Annotated in this window: 16 protein-coding genes; 12 read left to right on the top strand and 4 right to left on the bottom strand. The window is 52.4% G+C overall.

The features are described from left to right. The first annotated feature begins 23 nt into the window (after positions 1 to 23). From Q0510_RS13095 to Q0510_RS13080, 4 genes are all read left to right on the top strand, one after another. Positions 24 to 1307 (top strand): MFS transporter, encoded by a 1284-nt coding sequence (locus Q0510_RS13095; protein ID WP_298712365.1) that lies wholly within the window; start codon positions 24 to 26, stop codon positions 1305 to 1307. A gap of 12 nt (positions 1308 to 1319) precedes the next feature. After that, positions 1320 to 1829: a DinB family protein gene (locus Q0510_RS13090; RefSeq protein WP_298712361.1), complete on the top strand. Its 510-nt coding sequence runs from the start codon at positions 1320 to 1322 to the stop codon at positions 1827 to 1829. Positions 1830 to 1838: 9 nt separating this feature from the next. Beyond that, positions 1839 to 2387, top strand: coding sequence for a dihydrofolate reductase family protein (locus tag Q0510_RS13085; RefSeq protein WP_298712358.1), 549 nt, complete (start codon positions 1839 to 1841; stop codon positions 2385 to 2387). A gap of 611 nt (positions 2388 to 2998) precedes the next feature. Then, positions 2999 to 3970, top strand: coding sequence for a hypothetical protein (locus tag Q0510_RS13080; protein ID WP_298712354.1), 972 nt, complete (start codon positions 2999 to 3001; stop codon positions 3968 to 3970). An 8-nt stretch (positions 3971 to 3978) separates the two neighbouring features. On the opposite strand, the gene Q0510_RS13075 is transcribed toward Q0510_RS13080, so the two are convergent. Beyond that, positions 3979 to 5697 carry a hybrid sensor histidine kinase/response regulator gene (locus Q0510_RS13075; protein ID WP_298712351.1) on the bottom strand — a complete coding sequence of 573 codons (1719 nt, stop codon included), beginning with the start codon at positions 5695 to 5697 and terminating at the stop codon, positions 3979 to 3981. A gap of 99 nt (positions 5698 to 5796) precedes the next feature. Further along, complete coding sequence (locus tag Q0510_RS13070) at positions 5797 to 6111, bottom strand: hypothetical protein (RefSeq protein ID WP_298712348.1); 315 nt, start codon at positions 6109 to 6111, stop codon at positions 5797 to 5799. A 108-nt stretch (positions 6112 to 6219) separates the two neighbouring features. Here Q0510_RS13070 and Q0510_RS13065 point away from each other — a divergent pair, with 108 nt between their 5' ends. The 6 genes from Q0510_RS13065 (at position 6220) to Q0510_RS13040 (ending at position 16224) form a co-directional block, all read left to right on the top strand. Further along, a complete protein-coding gene (locus Q0510_RS13065; protein WP_298712345.1) occupies positions 6220 to 9411 on the top strand; it encodes a SusC/RagA family TonB-linked outer membrane protein in 3192 nt (1063 codons plus the stop codon). Between the two features lie 22 nt (positions 9412 to 9433). Further along, entirely contained in the window at positions 9434 to 10894 is a 1461-nt protein-coding gene (locus tag Q0510_RS13060; protein ID WP_298712342.1) for a SusD/RagB family nutrient-binding outer membrane lipoprotein, read from the top strand. Positions 10895 to 10905: 11 nt separating this feature from the next. After that, on the top strand, positions 10906 to 12474 hold the full coding sequence (locus Q0510_RS13055; RefSeq protein WP_298712339.1) for a calcineurin-like phosphoesterase family protein: 1569 nt from the start codon (positions 10906 to 10908) through the stop codon (positions 12472 to 12474). Between the two features lie 158 nt (positions 12475 to 12632). Further along, on the top strand, positions 12633 to 13484 hold the full coding sequence (locus Q0510_RS13050; protein ID WP_298712336.1) for an SRPBCC domain-containing protein: 852 nt from the start codon (positions 12633 to 12635) through the stop codon (positions 13482 to 13484). Positions 13485 to 13545: 61 nt separating this feature from the next. Continuing rightward, on the top strand, positions 13546 to 15696 hold the full coding sequence (gene ligD / locus Q0510_RS13045; protein WP_298712333.1) for a DNA ligase D: 2151 nt from the start codon (positions 13546 to 13548) through the stop codon (positions 15694 to 15696). Between the two features lie 33 nt (positions 15697 to 15729). Continuing rightward, positions 15730 to 16224, top strand: a complete 495-nt coding sequence (locus Q0510_RS13040) for a thioredoxin family protein (protein WP_298712330.1) — start codon at positions 15730 to 15732, stop codon at positions 16222 to 16224. Here the strand turns inward: Q0510_RS13040 and Q0510_RS13035 are convergent. Together Q0510_RS13035 and Q0510_RS13030 are read right to left on the bottom strand one after the other, a co-directional pair. Further along, complete coding sequence (locus Q0510_RS13035) at positions 16212 to 16697, bottom strand: hypothetical protein (protein ID WP_298712327.1); 486 nt, start codon at positions 16695 to 16697, stop codon at positions 16212 to 16214. The genes Q0510_RS13040 and Q0510_RS13035 overlap by 13 nt on opposite strands. Positions 16698 to 16750: 53 nt before the next feature. Beyond that, positions 16751 to 17329, bottom strand: a complete 579-nt coding sequence (locus Q0510_RS13030) for a Crp/Fnr family transcriptional regulator (RefSeq protein ID WP_298712324.1) — start codon at positions 17327 to 17329, stop codon at positions 16751 to 16753. A gap of 99 nt (positions 17330 to 17428) precedes the next feature. On the opposite strand from Q0510_RS13030, the gene Q0510_RS13025 reads away from it, so the two are divergent. Continuing rightward, the gene (locus Q0510_RS13025; RefSeq protein ID WP_298712321.1) at positions 17429 to 18634 is read left to right on the top strand and encodes a multiheme c-type cytochrome; all 1206 of its coding nucleotides are present in this window, start codon (positions 17429 to 17431) and stop codon (positions 18632 to 18634) included. Positions 18635 to 18869: 235 nt separating this feature from the next. Beyond that, entirely contained in the window at positions 18870 to 19619 is a 750-nt protein-coding gene (locus tag Q0510_RS13020; protein ID WP_298712318.1) for a hypothetical protein, read from the top strand. Positions 19620 to 21098: the final 1479 nt, after the last annotated feature.

Below are 21098 nucleotides of genomic sequence, written 5' to 3'. Positions count from 1 at the left end.
TAGTACCCATTTAACCTGAATGCATGAAACCGTTTTACGCAATACTCATCAATTCCATCGTTGCCGGCATCACCAATACTTTCGTGTGGTTTGCGGTCACCTTCTGGGTGTACCTGGAAACCAGGTCTGTACTCACCACCTCCTGGATGGCGGGCATCTATATCGGCACCGTCGCAGTTTCCGGATTTTACCTCGGTTCCATCGTAGACCATTACAAGAAGAAGCGCGTCATGATGCTGTCCAGCATTGCTTCGTTGGTGTTTTTCGCGCTGGCGGCACTGGTGTACGCCCTCACGCCGGCGGAGACTTTCAAAAACCCCGGGAGCGTTGTGCTGTGGGTTTTTATAGTGCTCTCGCTCCTGGGCGCCCTGGCAGGCAATCTGCGATACATCACCCTGCCAACGGTCGTAACGATCCTCGTGCCGGAAGACACGCGCGACAAAGCCAACGGCCTCGTGGGCACCGCCAATGGCACCGCATTCCTCGTGGCGTCGGTGTTCAGCGGGCTGGCTATCGGGCTGCTCGGCATCTTCTGGACCATGGCCGCGGCAGTGGGCGGAACGCTCCTCTGCATCCTGCACCTCTCCTTTGTGAAAATGGAGGAAACGCTCGTACGGGAGCCGCACGAAGAGAAACCCCGGCTCGATATCCGCGGCACTATCAACATCGTGCGGCAGATCCCCGGCCTGTTCGGGCTGATCTTCTTTAATACGTTCAATAACTTCCTGGGCGGGGTTTTCATGGCTTTAATGGATCCATACGGACTGTCGCTCGTGTCGGTAGAAGTATGGGGTGTGCTCTGGGGCGTGCTGAGCCTGGGGTTCATCGTGGGCGGCATCGCCGTGTCGCGCACGGGGCTGGGCAGGCAGCCCATCCGGACGTTGTTCCTATGCAATATCGTCATGTGGACCATCTGCATCTTCTTCGCGCTGCAGGCTTCTATCGTGTTGCTGGCAGTGGGGATGTTCGTATACCTCTGCCTGATCCCCGTGGTGGAGGCGGCGGAGCAGACCATCATCCAGAAAGTGATACCGCTGGAGCGCCAGGGCCGCGTGTTCGGGTTTGCGCAGAGTATCGAACAGGCGGCGTCGCCATTGACAGCCATCATGATCGGCCCGCTGGCGCATTTCTTCTTCATTCCTTTTATGACGGATGGCGAAGGCGCAAGGCTCATCGGGCCGTGGTTCGGCACCGGGCTGGACCGTGGCATAGCGCTCGTTTTCACCCTCACGGGCATACTGGGGCTGGCGGTAACGCTCATCGCGAAGCGGACCCGTGCTTACACGCATTTATTGAAAATTGCTTAAAAACCAGAAATTATGAATACACAAGAAGTTGCGCAAGCAGGTAAAGTAGCGGCATGGCTGCTGCTGTACGACGGGCATACGCCCATGTTCAATTTCGTGCTGGAAGGGCTGACCGAGGAGGATGCCCGCAAGCGGCTCGATACCCCGGCCAACCATCCCATCTGGCTGGCAGGAAGTTTGGTGCAGGAAAGGTTCGAAATGGCCAATGCATTGGGATTGAATGAAAAACAGCAGGCCCACGCATTGTTCGACAACCATAATGGCATCCAGGCCGACGCGGAGTACCCTTCGCTGGACACGCTGCGGGCCGACTGGGAACGCATCACGCCCATCCTCCGGGAGGCCTTCGCCAGGGCGGGCGCCGATAAGCTGAACGGTCCCAACCCCTGGCCGATGCCGGGCATGGATGAGATCAACCTGCTGGATATGTTGTTATATTGCATTGACCGTGAATCTTATTGCATCGGTCAGCTGGGCCTTTGGCGCCGGCTGCTCAATTATCCGCCGATGCCTTACCAGTAAAAACAAACTATGCGCAAACTATTTGTTTCCAATCTCGCTTCGCTCGACGGCTACATCGCCGGGCCCAACCGGGAAATCGACTGGCACAATGTAGACGGAGAATATGAATCCTACGGTGTGAAGATGATGAATTCCTCCGGCGCCATCCTTTTCGGCCGGATCACTTACGACCTGATGGCGGGCTACTGGCCGGGCGCCACAGACAACAACCCGGAAGTGACGCGGCAGATGAATGAGCTGCCCAAATACGTATTTTCCAACAGCCTGCAATCGGTGAGCTGGAACAACGCGCACCTGGTGAAGGAGCCGATGGAAAGTTTTGTACGAAAACTGAAGGAAGAAGATGGCAATGACATCGTGCTGCTGGGCAGCGGCACGATCGTTTCGCAGCTGACGGCGCTCCGCCTGATCGACGAGTACCGCATATTTACGGTGCCTGTATTGCTGGGCGGTGGCATTCCCGCGTTCCCGCCGGGGTTCGGGCGTACAGGGCTGGAATTGGTGTCTTCCCGCGAATTCAGTGAAGGAAATGTCCTGAACACTTACTGGGTGAAGTGACGTTTGCCGGGAAAGAGATTTTTTTGGGCCGGTGGTTTCCTCGTGAAGCTACCGGCTTTTTCGTTGACATACCTTACATTTAATTTTGTGCAGGTAGAAGATAGAAACCCTTCAACAGACAGTGCTTTCAATATTTCTTGCGGTTTTTGCCCCCTGAAGGCAAGAGCGATCATCCCTGGTAGAAGATAATAACTTCAGTGTCAATTCATTTTACAAGTACGGGCAAACATATCCGGTAAATACCAACCTGCCGGATTATCAAGATAAATGTTGAAACATTCATTGGCAAAAATTCACCCTTGTTTAACAAAATAAGACATTAGGGTTACGCAGGTCAAAATCGCAACGGGATACATTAACTGATTGACTTATAAAACATCCGGCTAATAAGTGTAACTTTTAAGCAGTTATCCAACCGGGTAACGGTAACCATAGGACACGGAAAAGGCGCACTTCTATCGTGACACTTTTCTCAATTCATCAGACAGCGAACACATCGGGGATGGCATGAGACGGACAGGCGGAAGGCCTGTGCCCGTGGCATCCTCTATTATCCAATTTAAGAGAGACAATTACACATTTATATTTCTTTATCTAAAAAGCACTTTACCATGAAAGAGATCCTTAATGCCAATGCACTGCAGTATTCCTTCACCCACAAACTCAACGAAAATGCCGCAGCCATGGAAGCCGTTCTCCGTACCTGGATCGAGACGGATTATAACTGGCTGCCCGATAAGATGAAGTTCAAATACGGCAAAACGGGAATGGGGCATTGCGGCGGCTGTATCTTTCCGCATGCATCGATGAAGCAACTGACGGCGATCTGCCGTTTTTTTATTTGGGCTTTTACGGTGGATGATATCCATGAGCGTTCGGAGCCGGCTGAGATCGAGCGTATCCGCCGGATATCGATGAAGGCCCTGCGATATGGGATATTCACCAGCGATGAGTTGATTTTTGCATCTTTGCCGAAAATGCGGGAGGAATTGCTGGCAATAGGTGATCCTGTTTGGCTGGACCGGTTCTGCAATAGCATTGATATGTATTTTGATGGATTGAAACAGGAAGTGGGGTACCGGGTTCCTAAAATATTCCCTGATTTTAAAACATTTGTAGACATCCGGATGAAAGCGGTGAATGTTTATCCGATGATCCATCTAGCAGAAGTGATCACCGGGACTGTACTTCCGGATATTGTAGTGTTGCATCCGGTAGTGGACCGCCTTGAGCAGCTTAGCTGCCGTATTCTTGCCTGGTCAAATGACTATTTTTCAGCACATCTTGAGAAGGATAAGGATGTGTTAAACTTGGTGTTGATGATCGAACACGAAAGCGGCTGTTCACTCAGCGAGGCGTATATCAGGGCACTGGCTATTCACGATGCGGATGTTGAGGAGTTTTTAAGATTGAAAGAACAATTGCCGGAAGTGGGTATGTATAATGATGCATTGCATCAATATGTTGAAAATCTACAATTAATGATTTCGGGTTATTTGCATTGGACCCTCCAATTGACAGACCGCTACAAGAAAGGCGGTCATCCGTCAGAAGACCTTGCCAAACTTAAAGAAGCTGTATAGGATTACTATCAGGCTGGTACCTGCATTTGCAGGTGCCGGCCTAATGCCGCAAGCAGGTCCTGCCTTTCGTAAGGCTTTTTCAAAACATCGGCAGCACCTTTGCTCAGCCAGAGATCGTTGGGGTCATTTTTGCCGGTGACAATAATTACCGGGATGTCACGATATTGATCATTTGATTGCAGGTAATGTAACGTTTCTAAACCGTTGAGGCCGGGCATGTTATCGTCGAGCATGATACACTCGGGGAGTGGAATGGTTCCCTCTATTTTTTCAAGTAACTGATTTCCGTTCAAATTGCTGAATACTTCACAGCCAAAAGATGTAAGCAGCGTAAATAGCAACTTATTCTGCATGATATCGTCTTCGGCAAAGAATATTTTCTTGCCGGGGAATTGAAGCAAGGCATGGTTCTCCGGCTTGGCTTTTACGATTGTTGCGGGTACCAGCGGTATAAGAATGGTGAACGTAGTTTGGCCGTTTTCACTTTGGGCGAAGAACCTGCCTTCCATTTGTTCAACGATACTTCGTATGATGTAAAGCCCCAGGCCGGATCCTTGTACTTTGTTGTCTGACTTGGCAGTAACGAATTTGTTGAACAACGATTTCATCTTGTCTGCCGGAATGTCCTGACAGGAATTTGTTACAGCAATGCACATTTGTGCCGGGTGCGTAGCAGAAGTGGTAAGCTTTACGAAGATGGTCGTATTTTCGTAGCTGTATTTGATCGCGTTGGTAATCAGATTTGTAATCGCCATGCCCAATTGGCGGGAATCACATTGTATAGCGTTAGGTAAAGATTTGCAGACCTGTAATTGTATCTGCAATCCCCGCGACTCTGCATTTATTTCCTGGATTTTCACAATGTTTCGCAAGAATGGCAGCAGGGCAACTGGTTCAGGATTCAATTCGGTCCGAACTCCATTTTCGAGCTCTCCCATACTTAAAACATTGCTTACAATATTGCTCATGCCGTGGTTGATGGCATTTAACTGATCCATATAGGGACGGAGCTTTTCGTATTCCGGATGCCCTTTCACTTCAGTATTCAGTAAATCAATTAAAATAGTATTGCTGGCGAGATGGTTTCTCATTTCATGAGATGTCTTAAAAACAAGCATGGAAACCTGCTGCAACAGTTCTTTGTTCTCCTTTACATAATGAGCAAGTACCAGCAAATCGAACATCATAAAGCATGGTAGCGCTACCCAGCGAAGCAAATATTGAAATTGTTCGGTAAGTTCCAGCGGGGAAACGAGATGATTATAGTAAATCGCCTCAATGGCAATGAGCGTAAGCGTAGCAGACGCAAATCCCGTAAAACGCTGCCACCTTTTTCGGTAGATCAGGAAACTGATACCGAACATGAATACGACAATCAGCGAAATATTGATGGTAGGCCCCAGAATTGTAGCGAAATACAATGCACAGAGACAATGTAAAACCAACATTCCGATATTGGCCGCCTCATATTTTCTGAGATTATTAAGCCCAATAATTCCCATAAACAATGCACCCTCCGCAATTGCAGGATACATAATACCTATTTGCCCAGAGTAGAGATAAAATATAGTTCCCACCGATACGGCAAGTATGGCGGTAATAAGACAAATGCTATTAATCGTCCTTATCTTTCTCGCTCTTTCTTCCGCCAGGCCTTTAGTTCCGGCCTGGATAACCGGGTTAATCCAGTTGAATAGTTGTAAGGATGTTTTTGCGGGGTATGGCATGTTCTGGGTTTTAAAAGTCTTCCAGCGTGGTTTTTCCAATAATTCAAGTCGGGTTTCTGACCCCAATATACCGAATAAATCTACTGATTTTGTTAATTGTTAGTAAATAGATAAGGCACTGTCGCCTGCACCGCAGTAGCCGGTAATTTTTCCGGGATGGATGTCACCCCATGCCCCCCGCCCGTGCAAATACTCACCGATGCCCGTACCAACCGGATGCGCCGGGCGCCGATAACCGCTGCTTTTCTCATAACAGGCGGGTTTACAGGATGTTTTGTTATTGAAATGTGAACAGGCCGTGGCGATGACATAAGCTACATTTTGCCGGGGGAACCTACCCGGACCGGTTTTCAATTTCCTTTCACCGCACTTTAAAAATTGTACAACCGGCACTTTCAAAATATTACAGCGCATTTCAAAATGTTAACATTATCGTAAAGTTTAGTTAGTGTTCGCATAACACGCCCGCTGTTCCTTTGCGCCCTGAAACCACGATCTACAGATCACCTAATCGATCACCATATGAAGAAAAAATTACTACAGTTACTCGCCTGCATCCTTTGCTGTGCGGGATTGTTTTTGCCGGGCCAGCTGCATGCGCAGGCCGAAATGCCGGTAAAAGGTACGGTCCGGACAGCAGACAACGGCTCCCTCATGCCCGGGGTCACCATCCTCGCCAACGGCAAACTCGTGGGGATGACCGACGAGAACGGTTCCTTTTCCATCAACATAACGGAAAAAGGCACCCCGCTCGTTTTCTCCATGATCGGTTATGAAAAACTTACTTACGTAGTAAACGATATCCAGGGACAGCTGAAACTCACCATGAAGTCTTCGTCCACCGGACTGAACGAAGTAGTGGTGACCGCGCTCGGCATCAAGCGTTCCGAAAAAGCGCTCGGCTACGCACAGCAGACCGTTGGCTCCGAAGCTCTCACCGATGCGCGCCCCAACAACTGGTCGGAAGCACTGCGCGGTAAAGTAGCCGGCCTCAACATCGCCGGCCTCGGCGGCCCCCTGAACTCCCAGGAAATCCGCCTCCGCGGCGAAAGCTCCCTCACCACCAATGGCAACGCGGCCCTGGTAGTGGTAGACGGTATCCCCGTGAACGGGGGCCTCACCACTTCCGGTGCTTCCAATATGTACATGGGCGGCGACGCGTCCATCGACGTGCCGGTGGATTTTGGTAACGGTATTGCCGACATCAACCCCGACGATATCGAAAGCATCTCCGTGCTCAAAGGCCCCGGCGCTACCGCGCTGTACGGCAGCCGGGCAGCCAACGGCGCCGTGCTGATCACTACCAAATCCGGTAAAACCCGCAAAGGCCTGGGCATCTCGCTCAACTCCAACAACAGCTGGGACGTGATCACCCGCTGGCCCGATTATCAATACGAATACGGCCAGGGCGACGGTAAAACCAACTATAACGCCGACGGCGAAATGTTTTACTCTTACGGAGTATCCGACGACGGCCGTAACACCGGCGGCAGCTCCAGCGCCTTCGGTCCCAAATTCAACGGGCAAATGTATTACCAGTACGATCCCGCCAGGTTTGGACAAGGAGCTGAAAGAACGCCCTGGGTGCCGTACAAAAACAACCGTAAATCGTACTGGCAAACGGGCCGTACTTCCACCAACAGCATCACCCTCGATAACTCGGGCGACCTGGGAACGGTACGCGCTTCGCTCACCCATACCGACAACAAATGGATCATGCCTTCAATGGGCTTTAAGCGGACCACCGCTTCCGTGAATGCAGGGTATAAAATTTCCAGCAAGATCAAGGTGAGCTCGGTGGTGAATTACACCAACAAAACCAGCGACAACCTGCCGGGCCTGGGGTACAACAACCACTCCATCGCTTACTTCATGATCTTCCAGAACCCCAACGTGAACCTGGATTGGTACCGCCCGCTCTGGCGCCCCGGCTTCGAGGGCATCGACATGATCCGCCCCTACAGTTCGTTCATCGACAACCCGTTTGCCATGACCGACGAGATCAAAAACGGCCTCCGCAGCAACCAGCTCACCGGTAACCTGAAAGTAGACGCGCAGATTACGCCGAAGATCAGCCTGATGCTGCGTTCCGGTATCAACACCAACCAGCAGGCCCGCGACCAGCGCCGTCCCTGGGATATCAACCGCTACGGACAAGGCTTCTACCAGACGCAGCAGGTTTACAGCCAGGAAATCAACAGCGACTTCCTCCTGTCTTACCGCGACGCGTTCAGCAACGGCAACTTTACCCTGAACGCCTCCGTGGGCGCCAACTCCATGACCAGCCAATACAAACGCAACGACAATACGCTGATCGGACTGGTGGTGCCGGGTGTGTATAAAATGACGAATGGCATCGGCAACCCGCTGGTAGCCACTTACGATGCCGATAAGAAAGTGAACAGCGTGTATGGACTGATCAACCTGGCGTACCGTGAGAAGATCTTCCTGGACCTGACCGGCCGTAACGACTGGTCGAGCACACTGCCGCAGGAGAACTGGTCGTTCTTCTATCCTTCCGCCAACCTGAGCGTGATCCTGAGCGAGATGATCCGGATGCCGAAAGCGATCAGCTTTGCGAAATACCGTTTGTCCGCCGCGCAGGTGGGTAACGACACCGATCCCTACAGAACGAATAAATATTACAACCGCAGCGACTTCCCCAGTTCTGCCGAAGCGCCAACGCAGTTGTACAACCTTCACTTCAAACCTGAAATCGCCACCAGCATCGAAACCGGCCTTGACCTGGGCTTCTTCCAGAACAGGCTGCGTGTGGATGCATCCGTATACCAGACCAATACCAGGAACCAGATCCTGTCCGTTCCCCTTGAACACTCTTCCGGCTTCAGCTCCGCCATTCTCAACTCCGGCGAGATCCGCAACCGCGGCGTGGAACTGATCGTGAACGCTACGCCGGTGAAAACAAAGAACTTCAGCTGGAGTGTGATCGCCACCTGGGCCACAACCCGTAGCAAAGTGATGAGCCTGGATCCGAGATTAGGCGGCAGGTTGTCGATCATGGGTTCTTCCAGCGCTACGCTCACAGCAGTTGAAGGCGAGATCGCTTCCGCCCTGTACGGCCTGATGTTCGAGCGTGCTCCGGACGGCCAGATCGTGTACAGCAACGGTTTACCCGTTGTGACCCAGACCACCGGATACATCGGCGATACCAATCCTGACTGGAGAGCCGGTCTTGTGAACAACCTGACCTACAAAAACTTCCGCCTGAGCGCAACGTTCGATGGCCAGTACGGCGGCATCCTCTATTCGCACTCCCACCACAAAATGACCGAACAGGGCAAGCTGAAACACACGCTGAAAGGCCGTGAGGAAGGCTGGATCGTTGGGGAAGGCGTGGAGAAGAAAGCAGACGGTTCTTATGTTCCGAATACGACGAGGGTCCGTCCTGCCGATTACTACGCACAATACTACCGCCTGAACAACACCGAGGCTAACTCTTTCAACGCTTCCTGGCTGAAGTTCCGTGAGGTGTCTGTAGAGTACTCGCTGCCGGCGAAGCTGGTAGGCAATTCCTTCCTGAAAGGCGCGAGCGTTGCGGTGTATGGCCGTAACCTGGCGGTTTGGTCCGACTTCCCGATTTATGATCCTGAAGTGGCAACGCAGGCAGGCGGTACCGGTATCCTGACCGGTGTGGAAGTTGGGCAGATGCCGAACCCCGCCACCTTTGGCTTCAACCTGAAAGTAAAACTGTAATCAACCTGAAAAACAGCAACAAATGACATTCTCCCGCATAGGTAAAAATATCCGTTCCATCAGTCTGATCTCCGCCGCAGCGGCCACATTGGCGCTGGGTGGTTGCACCAAAGACTTCCTGGAAACCAACTCCGATCCAAACCGCCTGGAAAGCATTACGCCGGGCACGCTGCTGAATCCTACGATTTATGGCATTGCTTCTTTCAACGTCAACCGCAGCCGCGCATTCACTTTCGAGCTGATGCAGGTGGCCAGCGGATATCCCAACGAGAACGTGGACGACCAGATCTTCCTGTACGATTTCCGGGAAGACGTGGGCAACAATACCTGGACCACCAACTACAAATGGTTGTCGAATGCCCGCGAGATGCAGCTGAACGCGGAAAAGCTGGGTAACGGGAACTACCAGGCTATCGCGCTGACGCTGAAAGCGCTTATGTACGCCCAGCTGACAGACTGCTTCGGCGACGTGCCCATGAGCAACGCGCTCAGCGGTGAAGACGGCAAATTCTTCCCCTCCTTCGACAGGCAGGAAGATGTGTACAAAACCATGTTAGCCGACCTGGAAAAAGCGGATACCACTTACGGCAAAGGCTCTACGGCAACGTACGCCGCAGATCTGCTGTATGGCAATGATTTTACGAAATGGAGAAAGTTCACCAACTCCCTCCGCCTGCGCCTGTTGCTCCGTTCCGCCGGGAAGATGCCGGAGAATTATACCAAGATGGCAGAAATGGTAAATGATCCGGCGAAGTACCCTATATTCACGGCGAATTCGGATGCGGCAGTGCTCAATATTACTGGTACCGTGCCTAACATTTCTCCCTGGAGCCGCCCGCAGGATTTTAGCAACGGACGTTCTTTCAACGAGTTCTTTATCAATCATCTGAACGAAGTAAACGATCCCCGCCTGAAACTTTTCGCGGGCGTGGCGCGTGGGAAGGATAATGCCAGCCTGGGTTACAAGGGATTGCCCGTCACGTACATGGAGCCGCAGACGAATGTGGACTTTACGCCTTCGGGATTGCTGCAGCGCCTCGTGATCGCGCCGATGATCGCGCCCATCATGAGCTATGCGGAAGTGGAGTTCATCAAAGCGGAACTGGCGCAGAAAGGTCATTTAACTTCATCTGCGGAAACATTTTACAACAACGGTGTGAAAGCGGCGGTTGAAATGTGGGGAGGTGTGATGCCGGCCAATTATTTCGACGCACCCGCAGCGAAATACGACGGCACCCTGGAACGCATCATGCTGCAGAAATATTTTGCGCTGTTCTTCACCGATTACCAGCAGTGGTTCGAACAGCGCCGCACCGGCTTCCCGGTACTGCCGAAAACGACTTTCATGTTCAATAACGGCAATATGCCGGCGCGCATGTACTATCCTACTTCGGTAAGAATATATAACACCGAGAATTATCTGAAAGCGGTGCAGCAGATCGGCGGCGACAGGCTGGATGTGAAAGTTTGGTGGCAACAATAAAATCAATCCACATGAAAAGGAAATTTTTTACGGCATTCGCCGCACTGACCCTGATCGCCGCCATGGCACAGGCGCAGGTGAAAGGCAGGGTTTATGAGGATCTGAATGGAAATGGCAAGCTGGATAGGAAAGAGAAAGGCCTTTCCGGCGTGTACGTCAGCAATGGCACCGAAGTAGCCGGTACCGACGCGCAGGGGAACTATGAGTTGCCGGAGCGCCCGGGCACGGTGGTTTTCGTGATCAAGCCGGCAGGCTACCAGTTTGCGCTGGATGCGAATAACCTTCCGCAAAGTTATTATATCCACAAGCCCGGGGGCTCGCCTGCCGATTTCAAGTTCAAAGGTTCCGCGCCTACCGGCACGCTGCCTGCCCAGCTGAACTTCGGCCTGCGCAAACAGGAAGAAAACAGCAACTTCCGGGTGCTCGTGTTCGGTGATCCGCAACCCTACACTATGCAGGAGATCGAACATTTCAGCAACGGCATCGTGAAGGAAGTGGAAGGTGTGAAGAACGTAGCCTTCGGCCTTAGCCTCGGCGACCTCGTGGGCGATAACCTCAGCCTGCACGGTCCTTACATCCAGGCGGTAAAGAAAGTAGGCCTGCCCTGGTACAACGTGATCGGCAACCACGATATGAACTACGACGCGAAAGACGACCTCTTCGCCGACGAAACTTTCGAAGCGAATTTCGGGCCCGCCAACTACGCTTTCAACTACGGCAACGCCCACTTCATCGTGCTCGATGATATCATCTACCCCGATCCCCGCGATGGCAAGGGCTACTGGGGCGGATTGCGCGCCGACCAGCTGCAGTTCATCGAGAACGACCTGAAAACCGTTCCGAAAGACAAGCTGGTGGTACTCGCATTCCACATCCCGCTGCTGAACGAAAACGGCGTATCGTTCCGGACCGAAGACAGGAACCGTTTGTTTGAATTGCTGAAAGATTTCCCGAATACGCTGTCTATGTCGGCCCACACGCACCTGCAACGGCAGAATTTTTATGGGAAGGCGGACGGATGGCTCCAGGAGAAGCCGCACCACGAATACAACGCGGGCACTACTTCCGGCGACTGGTATTCCGGCGAGCTCAATGCCCAGGGCGTTCCCGCTTCCACCATGCGCGACGGCACACCGAAAGGCTATGCATTTTTGAATATCAACGGCAATCAATACAGCATCGATTATAAAGTGGCGGGTAAATCCGGCGACTACCAGATCGAACTGTTCATTCCGAAAGTGATCGAAAAAGACCGCAACAGTTCCGCGGGCATTTACGCCAACTTCTTCATGGGCGCGAAAGGCGACAAGGTGGAATATTCCATCGACGGCGGCGAGTGGAAGCCGATGGATTACATGGAAGCCGCGGACCCCGCGTACCTGGACGTTCTCCACAAATTCGACCATACCGAGAAGCTGCTCAACGGGAAACGCCCTTCGCATGCGGCGCAGAGCACGCACCTGTGGTGGGTAAAGATTCCGTTTAAGCTGGCGGCGGGCGAGCACCAGGTTAAGGTGCGGGCTACCGACCGTTACGGGAAGCAATACGAAGCACAAGGCGCTTATACCATCCTGCAATAGGCTGAAACACAATCATACGAAGCCGCACGTTTCACCGCGTGCGGCTTTTTCGTTTTCAGTAGAAATGTACAGGGGCATTATGGACAGATAATGGCTCAAAAAGCCCCCCGGGCGGTGGTGCAATTGTCGTAATTTCAGGAAGTTAAAACTTCAATACCATGTATACACAAGGAGCAGTCATTTTCGCCGATCTCACGGTGCCCGACGCCGCTGCGCTGCGCGATTTTTACCGGGAAGTGGCAGGCTGGGGATCGGACGGGGTGCCGATGAAAGACGGCAGTGAATCGTATGAGGATTACATGATGAAAGATACCGGCGGGACACCTGTGGGCGGCGTATGCCATGCCCGGGGCGTGAATACCGGCATTCCGCAGGTATGGATGATGTACGTGCACGTTGAGGAGCCTGAAAAAAGCGTGGAGGCCTGCGAGCGGCTGGGCGGGGAAGTGGTGAAAATCACGAAGAACAAGGAAGGGTTGATCCACTACGCCATGCTCCGCGATCCGCAGGGGAACGCCTTCGGGCTGGGGAATTTCAACCGCGGGAAACAACCGGAACCAGGCCCTGCGGCAAAGGCGGCGATCCAGATCGGGAAGCCGGTGGAAGAAGTGTTTGAAGCGATCGTGAACCCGGAAATCATGCGCAACTATTTCATCTCGGAATCTACCGGCAGGATGACGGCCGGCGCCTCCCTCACCTGGCGCTTCCCGGAATTCGACGGAGATGTTCCGGTGAACGTGAAGGAAGTGGAACCGACTTCCCTGGTTCGCTTCGGCTGGGACGTAAACGGGCATGAGCTGGTGTGCAGCATCCGCCTGGAGCCTTTCGCGGACGGCAAGGCTACCGTGGTGAAGATCGAGGAGTCCTCGCCCGGGGGGTACGATCCGGGGCAGGAATGGCTGGTGGGCAATACGGAAGGCTGGGCCAATTTCTGCGCCTGTATGAAGGCCTGGCTGGAATATGGGGTGCACCTCCGCACCGGGGCTTTCGATTTCCGCTTCGTCAAATAGCACTGTGGCGGAAAACGGACAATTCCCGCTGGCATAGTTTCTGCCGCCTGAAATGCAGGTTATGGCAAAGAAACCTTCAAATACCGTCAAAAAGGAAAAAGCCCCCACGCCGGGCGCCCTTGCAGGCGCCGCGGACCTTCAGAAGAAGCCCGCCGCCGCCCGCAGGAAGGCCGTAAAACCGCCGGGAAAGCTCCCCGCCAAGGTGGCGGCTTTGCTGAAGAAGGCCGTCAAACAGCCGATGGGCACGGGTATCCGGCCCATGCTCGCCACGTTGGTGGACGAACCGCCGGGTACGGACGAATGGATCTTCGAGATCAAATGGGACGGTTACCGGGCGCTGGCGTTCATGGATAAAGGCGAACCCGACCTTCGTTCCCGCAACAACAAATCCTTTTCCGAAAAATTCTACCCCATCCAGGAAGCGTTGCAGGCCTGGGGGATCCGCGCCGTGGTGGACGGTGAGATCGTTGCCGTCAGCGACAACGGTGCGGCGAATTTCGGCGCCCTGCAGCAATGGCGCAGCGAAGCCGACGGCGAACTGCGGTATTATGTTTTCGATATCCTGTGGTACGACGGCTACGACCTGCGCGACCTGCCGCTTACCGACCGCAAAACCATCCTGGAAGCCCTGATCCCGGCTACCGGCGCGATATTGGCGAGCCCGGGTTACGCCACTTCCGGGAAAGAGTTCATGCAGGCGGTGAGGGAACTCGGGCTGGAGGGGATCATGGCCAAAGAGAAAAACAGCACTTACCGCTCCGGCGACCGCTCGCGGGAATGGCTGAAGATAAAATCGGGGCGGCGGCAGGAAGCCATTATCGGCGGGTATACGAAAAATGAAGGCAGCAAAAAGCCCTTCTCGGCGTTGCTGGTAGGGTTTATGGAGAACGGGAAACTGGTGTATTCCGGGAAGGTCGGGACCGGTTTTACGGTGCGGCAGCAGGAGGCGTTGATGGAGCAATTCAAACCCCTGCTGCGGAAGCGGCAACCCTTCACCCGGGAGCCCGATGTCAACAAACCCAGCCGCTTCCGCCCTGATCCTCCCAAAGCCGAGGCCTTCTGGCTCAAACCGGAACTGGTATGCGAGGTGAACTTTACGGAAATCACCTCCGACGGCGTGATGCGGCACCCGTCTTTCCAAGGGCTGCGCGACGATAAGCCCGCCCGCGAAGTAAAGGTTGAAAAGGAAACGGCAGTGACAGCAGTAACAGAAGAGTCACCGCGCAAAAAAGTGAAAATGCCGCTGAAGCCCGCGGGCGCCAAAACCAGAAAGACGCTCCTAAATCCTTCCGAAGATACGCAGGTGCGGAAAGTGAGCGGGCACGAACTGAAGTTTTCCAACCTGGTTAAAATTTACTGGCCGAAGGAAAAGATCACCAAGCGCGACATGCTGAATTACTATTACCAGGTGGCGCCCTTCATCCTTCCCTACCTCGCCGGCAGGCCGCAATCCATGAACCGCTACCCAAATGGCATCACCGGGAAAAGCTTTTACCAGAAAGACGTGACCGATACCGCGCCCGACTGGATGCGGCAATATCCTTACACGACAAGCGAAGGGGAAGACAAAAATTTCCTCGTTCCCGAAGACGATGCCGCGATCCTCTGGATGGCCAACAGCGGTTCCATCGAAATGAATCCCTGGAACAGCACCATTCAAACCCCCGATCATCCCGACTGGTGTTGCCTCGACCTTGATCCTTCTGAGAAAAATACCTTCCGGCAGGTGATTGAAACCGCGCTGGCGGTGAAGGAAGTGATCGACGGGCTGGGCGTGAAGGGATATCCCAAAACCTCCGGCAGCACAGGCATCCACATTTACATCCCCCTGAACGCAAAATATACCTACGACGAATGCCAGCTGTTCGGGAAGATTATCGCCACGAAAGTGCATGAAATGCTGCCCGGCTATACCAGCATCGAGCGGATGACGCGCAACCGCAAAGGGAAGCTGTACATCGATTACCTGCAGAACAGGCCCAAAGCCACGCTGGCCGCGCCCTATTCTCTCCGCCCCAGGCCCGGCGCCCCTGTTTCCATGCCCCTCCATTGGGAGGAAGTGAAGCCAGGCCTGAAAATCACCGACTTTAATATCCACAACGCGATGGACCGCATCAAAAGCGAAGGTGACCTGTTTAAACCGGTGTTGGGCAAAGGGGTGGACCTGCAGAAAATGCTGCGGCGGCTGGAGCGCGACAGCAAGAAGGCGTGAAAAACCTTATATTAGCCGTTCACTGATTCGTATATGAAGCAACTCCTACTGACCGTGATAGCCGTCATCGCATTTGGTGCGGCGCAGGCACAACATAAAAGCCTTGACAGCATTTACAATCCTTCAGCAGACGCGCGCGCGGACCTGAAAGCCGCGCTGCAGAAAGCTTCCATGGAAAAGAAACATGTATTGTTGCAGATCGGCGGCAACTGGTGCATCTGGTGCAAGCGGTTGTATAAATTCGTGAACGATCACCCGGAGCTCGCCCAGGCGCAGGAGAACAACTACATCGTCTATCACCTCAACTACAGCAAGGAGAATAAAAACCTCGATATCCTGAAGGAGCTGGGCTTTCCGCAGCGCTTCGGCTTCCCGGTGCTCGTGATCCTCGATGCCAAGGGCAACCGCCTGCATACGCAGAATACGGGCATCCTCGAATCCGCCGATTCCTACGATGAGAAGAAAATCCTCGACATGCTGCGCCAATGGGCGCCTTCCGCCCTCAATCCCGCACTCTACACCAAATGACCGGCGACCCGCGGCACCGCGGGAGGCCTGATGGCTGAGAAGTATACCCATCCGATAAATACGAGTTGCAATGGCAGGCGAAACCAGAGGTATGCCGGTCCGTTGCCGTCGTAGCTGGCGGTTTCCAGGTTTACGTGGTGCATAGCCGCGTAGATATTGGCGGGCGTGATGCAGACAAAGAACGCGATGAGCCACCAGCCCGTGCGCGCCGCCATTTTCGGGATGAGCAGCCCGACCCCGGCTGCGATTTCCAGGATGCCTGTCAGGTACACGATGCCCATTTTAAAAGGGACCGCTTCCGGCAGCATCATCGCCATGCCTTTCGCGAATCCGAAATGTGCGCCGCCGGTAACAAAGAGCATGGCGGCCATCCCGATGCGGGCGGCTTGTGCAAATCTGAATGCCTTGTGTTTCCATTTCAGCAGTAACAAGGCGAGCAGGGTAACGGCGAGTAATGTGATTTCGGGGACCATCGTTTTTTAAGGCAAAGGTCCATTCCTTTCCCGGCGAAGTCAATGAACCCAGGTTAAGAAATGCCCGAGATACGCTTGCGGATCCTGCTGAGCGCCTGCGGCGTGATGCCGATGTAGGAGGCAATGTATTTGAGCGGGATCTCGCGGATGAGCTTGGGCTGATCGGCCAGGAGCTTTACGTACCGTTGTTCCGCGGATTCATGCAACAGCGAAATCTCGCGGCGCAGGAGCGTGAGGTAAAGGCCTTCCCCGGCATGCCGGCCGATGATATTGCCCGCGGCCGTGTTGCGGTAGATGTCCTGGAGGTCGGCGTGGGAAACGCGCAGCAGCGTAGTGTCTGTCAGTGTTTCGACGTGGTAGGTGGAAGGCTGGCGGGTGAGAAACGAATCGTAGGCCGACACGAAGTCTCCGGCAAAGGAGAAGCTGAAGGTGACATCGTTTTCTTCGTCGCCGGGGATGTAGAACCGGACGAGCCCTTCCGCGATGAAGGAGAGGTGGTTTTCGGTTTGTCCGGCCCGTAGGATGAGGGATTTCTTGGGAAAGGATTCCCGGGTCAGCCGGGAGGAGAAGTAATGCCAATCCGCATCCGACAACGGCGTGAATTGATTGAAATATTGTCGGATTTGTTCCATGGGCGTTCAATTCTTTCAAAAGTAAGATTAACAGCCGATTTTTAATTAAATTGGAAGAATGGGCATGGATAAGGAAGCCCGGTGTTAATTTCCACTGTTATGAACAAGCGCCAGTTTTTCTTTTTGATATACATCTCCGTTGCCGTGGGGCTTTTGTCACGCTGTTCGGGCCGGAAGTTTTCCTCTTCGGACCCGCGCGGGAAGGAGTTTGCGGATGCGGCGTCTTGTGCGCAATGCCATAAAACGATTTACGATAGTTATGCTTCGACCGCGCACGCGCATTCGTCTGCCGTGGCGGGAGGGGGTACGGTGAAAGGGGATTTCGACGTGCCGGGGAATGTATTCCACTTTGCGGGCAGGGCGGATGTGGTGATGGAAAAGCAGGGGGAAGAATTGTTTCAGAAAGTGATGGTAGACGGGAAGGAAGCTGCGCGCTATCCGTTTGACGTGGTATTCGGCTCGGGGCGGAAGGCGCAGACATCCTTGTACTGGCGGAACGAACAATATTTCCAGTTGCCAATATCCTGGTTTGTACCGGCTGACGGATGGGCCAACAGTCCGGGTTTTCCGGCTGATCACCCCAAGTTCGACCGGGTGATTCCCAGCACTTGTTTTGGTTGCCATAGTTCGATGGTGAAGGTGCGGGAAGAAGTGAAAGGTGTGACTATTACGGAGAAATTCGCGAAGCGGGAGATGATCGCGGGGATCGACTGCCAGCGGTGCCACGGTCCTGCCGCGGCGCACGTCGATTTTCATACAGAAAACCCCTCTGCAAAGGAGCCACATCATATCACCCTGATCGATACGCTCAGCCGTATCCAGCGCCTCGATGCCTGCGCGCTTTGCCATTCAGGCCTGAAACCTCTATACAAACCCGCTTTCACATTCAAGCCCGGCAATAAGCTTTCCGATTTCATCATCCCAACGGTTCCCTTCCCGCAAAAGCCCAACCAGCTCGACGTTCACGGCAACCAGATGCAATTGCTGGCAGCCAGCCAGTGTTTTCTGCAGAGCAAAACGATGAATTGTTCTTCCTGCCACAATCCCCACGTGACGGAGCGCACCAGCATGCAGACGTTCTCGCAGCGCTGCATGACCTGCCATCAACCCGAAACACCTCAATTTTGCAAACATACCGGCAAGCCGCCGTCCGTCCTCCAGCAGAATTGCATCGATTGCCACATGCCTGCTTTGCCTTCGGGTTCCATCACGCTATTAACCAACGGGCAGCAAAGCCCTACGCCGGACTCGGTGCGGACGCATTTGATTGCGGTGTATGAGGACCTGGTGAAGAAGATGCCCTGACTAAATATCGAAAATCATGAAACCACGTATTTCAGTGAGGAGGGAAGCTGTGATATAGCATATTTCGAAGACTTCTAACGTTGATTCCCGTTACATTAATGAGGCTTCAATAGCAAGGCAGTGAGCATTTGCGTATTCGCAACATGCGCCGAAGGGGCATTAGAAATACTGCAATGTCTCTTCGAGTCGGGCCGCTCTGATTTTTGTAAATTCCATATTACAAAATCTACTTGTTATGGCAACACTTAATTCTTTTATCACTTTTACCGGCAGGTTGGGCAATGTTATCGCCTATACCCGGAATGGCCGGCATTATCTGCGCACTTGTCCGGAGCGGGTCCGGCAGACGGGGGGTACCCGTCGTGCCGCGCAATGGTTTGGTGCCGCGAGCCGCAAAGGAGCGCTTATCCGCAGCGCCATCACTCCCGATCTCGGCATACATTGCGACGGCAGCCTGGTGAACCGGCTGAACAGTGCTATCGTGCATGCGGGGCGGAACAATCATGCCGGATTACTGGGCTTCCGCTTCAATCCCTACACCGATACCAGGATGTTCTTTTCCCAGCCGCCCGGGCGCTTTAAAGACGGTAAGTTGCATATTCCTGCGCAGGATCTGCCTGTACATGGCGGCGCCACTCGGATGGAAGTTACCGTCATCGCTACGCGTATCGACTTTGGTAACCGTCGTATTATAGGTTCCGATGCTTCGGCTGTGGACATTGACCTGGAGCAGCCTTTCAGCGGGGCAGATCTGTTTGTGGAAGTGCCCGGCAAAGGCACGCTTGTGATAACCCTGCAAGTCAGGTTGTTTGTGGGGAATGAGGTGCTGCTCAACCGGAAGTATAAGGCGGCGGATATTGTGGCTGTCGTAGAGAACGTAGCGCCTAAAGTGCAGGTAGCTGTACACCATGCCCACCCGTTATGCGTGGTTCCCAGTGCAATGGTGCCTGTTATCGCAGGACAAGTTATCGTTCAGCGGGAGTAAGGTAGTGCCGTAACAGGTAGATTTTGTAGTAAGGATTTCATTTTAAAATTATTTCATAACCCCGAATTCCCCTGCGAGCTTGCCTCTGGGGGGCATTGCCATGGGCTGCAGGCGCCCCTTAACTCGTTTTGTTTCACCTTGCCTGTTGTTTTACCGGCCCTCTTCATTTCCGCATTACATCCGCATCAAGTCCACCTTCTGTCCGGCTCCGCAGTCCTTGTCACGCGGTGCCGGGGTGGTTTTCATGCGGTGGTTCCGTCCTGGAGCTGCGTTTTGACATCCATTTGATGTAATTTCTTTTTTCGGATGTTTGTTGTGTTCAGGATTTTCATTCTACATTTGTTTTAATATGCCTAAGCACCCTGCTATGGATTCGTGGATGAAATGATTGCTTCAGGGCCGCCAATCAAAACAGCATATTAAATTGCCATTATATTAGCAATTTTACTAGGAACATTATCGATTAGATGAAAGAAGGGAACTAACTCTGGATCGATCCAGCTTATTAGATCGTAGAGATTATTTCGTGTATTTGTAGCAGCGGAACAATCAATATTATTGGCGACGAAACATAGTGGTTCGCAATGATTTACTCTATTCCGAAAACCCAGGACGGAATCGAGCTTAGCATGAATACTAGCCCTATTTTCAAAGGAAGGTTTGTTTTGGAAAATGTGAATAGGTTGACCACTTACCAATGTATAGTGATGTGCTAAAAAAAGTGCGACCCAAAAGCCCAGGGTTTGGTCCGAAATTACTTTGCCACTTGTAATCGGAATTGATCTTTTGCGGAGTTTGTATTCTGTATTTTGTTGAATTTTTTAAATACAATTTTGGGTTTAAGGAAGCATGCCGCATGAATCCCGTCTTTTGATTAATGATCCAATCAGGATCTCTAAAATGACTTGACAGAATTATATTTAGACTATTTCGTAAGACTACTTCAAATTGGCTTAATAACGGATGGAATGCTTGAGCTAAACGGATATTTGCATGATATAGTTTTTTAGCTCTTTCAATGTCATTCCCGGTAGCAACTAAGTATCGGTTATATCTGGAACTTGATAGATATTTGTTTCTTATTGCCAGTTTCATAGTTGGCAATATCGGGAATTCTTACTATATTTGATTTGTAGACTTGGTAAAGCCTCTTTCTCTAGTAGAAACGTAACTAAGTAAAAGATTTAAAGGGCTCAGGTTTGAGCCCTTTTTTATTGATGCTATTAACTGTCAAAGCCATATGATTTAAGAAAAGAATTATATGGCAGTGCATACATATTGTAATAAATCGGAAATGCTATGATAATTTTTAAACTCGTCTTTTAATCATACTAAAAAGTGTCCCCCAAGGCAAATATTTTTTTAAAATAAAAAAACCGCAAACGCTTATCTATAATGCATTTGCGGTTTTTGTTCTGTAGCCCGGACAAGCCCACCTTATTTTTTATTGTTTTTTATCTGTTTTTATTGGTTTTTATG

The organism is uncultured Chitinophaga sp., assembly GCF_937874145.1.
Classification (GTDB): Bacteria; Bacteroidota; Bacteroidia; order Chitinophagales; family Chitinophagaceae; genus Chitinophaga.
This window is presented reverse-complemented; position numbering and strand designations above follow the sequence as displayed.

Excerpts from the sequence above, each read along its gene's own strand:
- Q0510_RS13095 (WP_298712365.1), top strand. The coding sequence starts at position 24 with ATGAAACCGTTTTACGCAATACTCATCAATTCCATCGTTGCCGGCATC.
- Q0510_RS13090 (WP_298712361.1), top strand. The coding sequence starts at position 1,320 with ATGAATACACAAGAAGTTGCGCAAGCAGGTAAAGTAGCGGCATGGCTG.
- Q0510_RS13085 (WP_298712358.1), top strand. The coding sequence starts at position 1,839 with ATGCGCAAACTATTTGTTTCCAATCTCGCTTCGCTCGACGGCTACATC.
- Q0510_RS13080 (WP_298712354.1), top strand. The coding sequence starts at position 2,999 with ATGAAAGAGATCCTTAATGCCAATGCACTGCAGTATTCCTTCACCCAC.
- Q0510_RS13075 (WP_298712351.1), bottom strand. The coding sequence starts at position 5,697 with ATGCCATACCCCGCAAAAACATCCTTACAACTATTCAACTGGATTAAC.
- Q0510_RS13070 (WP_298712348.1), bottom strand. The coding sequence starts at position 6,111 with ATGCGCTGTAATATTTTGAAAGTGCCGGTTGTACAATTTTTAAAGTGC.
- Q0510_RS13065 (WP_298712345.1), top strand. The coding sequence starts at position 6,220 with ATGAAGAAAAAATTACTACAGTTACTCGCCTGCATCCTTTGCTGTGCG.
- Q0510_RS13060 (WP_298712342.1), top strand. The coding sequence starts at position 9,434 with ATGACATTCTCCCGCATAGGTAAAAATATCCGTTCCATCAGTCTGATC.
- Q0510_RS13055 (WP_298712339.1), top strand. The coding sequence starts at position 10,906 with ATGAAAAGGAAATTTTTTACGGCATTCGCCGCACTGACCCTGATCGCC.
- Q0510_RS13050 (WP_298712336.1), top strand. The coding sequence starts at position 12,633 with ATGTATACACAAGGAGCAGTCATTTTCGCCGATCTCACGGTGCCCGAC.
- ligD (WP_298712333.1), top strand. The coding sequence starts at position 13,546 with ATGGCAAAGAAACCTTCAAATACCGTCAAAAAGGAAAAAGCCCCCACG.
- Q0510_RS13040 (WP_298712330.1), top strand. The coding sequence starts at position 15,730 with ATGAAGCAACTCCTACTGACCGTGATAGCCGTCATCGCATTTGGTGCG.
- Q0510_RS13035 (WP_298712327.1), bottom strand. The coding sequence starts at position 16,697 with ATGGTCCCCGAAATCACATTACTCGCCGTTACCCTGCTCGCCTTGTTA.
- Q0510_RS13030 (WP_298712324.1), bottom strand. The coding sequence starts at position 17,329 with ATGGAACAAATCCGACAATATTTCAATCAATTCACGCCGTTGTCGGAT.
- Q0510_RS13025 (WP_298712321.1), top strand. The coding sequence starts at position 17,429 with ATGAACAAGCGCCAGTTTTTCTTTTTGATATACATCTCCGTTGCCGTG.
- Q0510_RS13020 (WP_298712318.1), top strand. The coding sequence starts at position 18,870 with ATGGCAACACTTAATTCTTTTATCACTTTTACCGGCAGGTTGGGCAAT.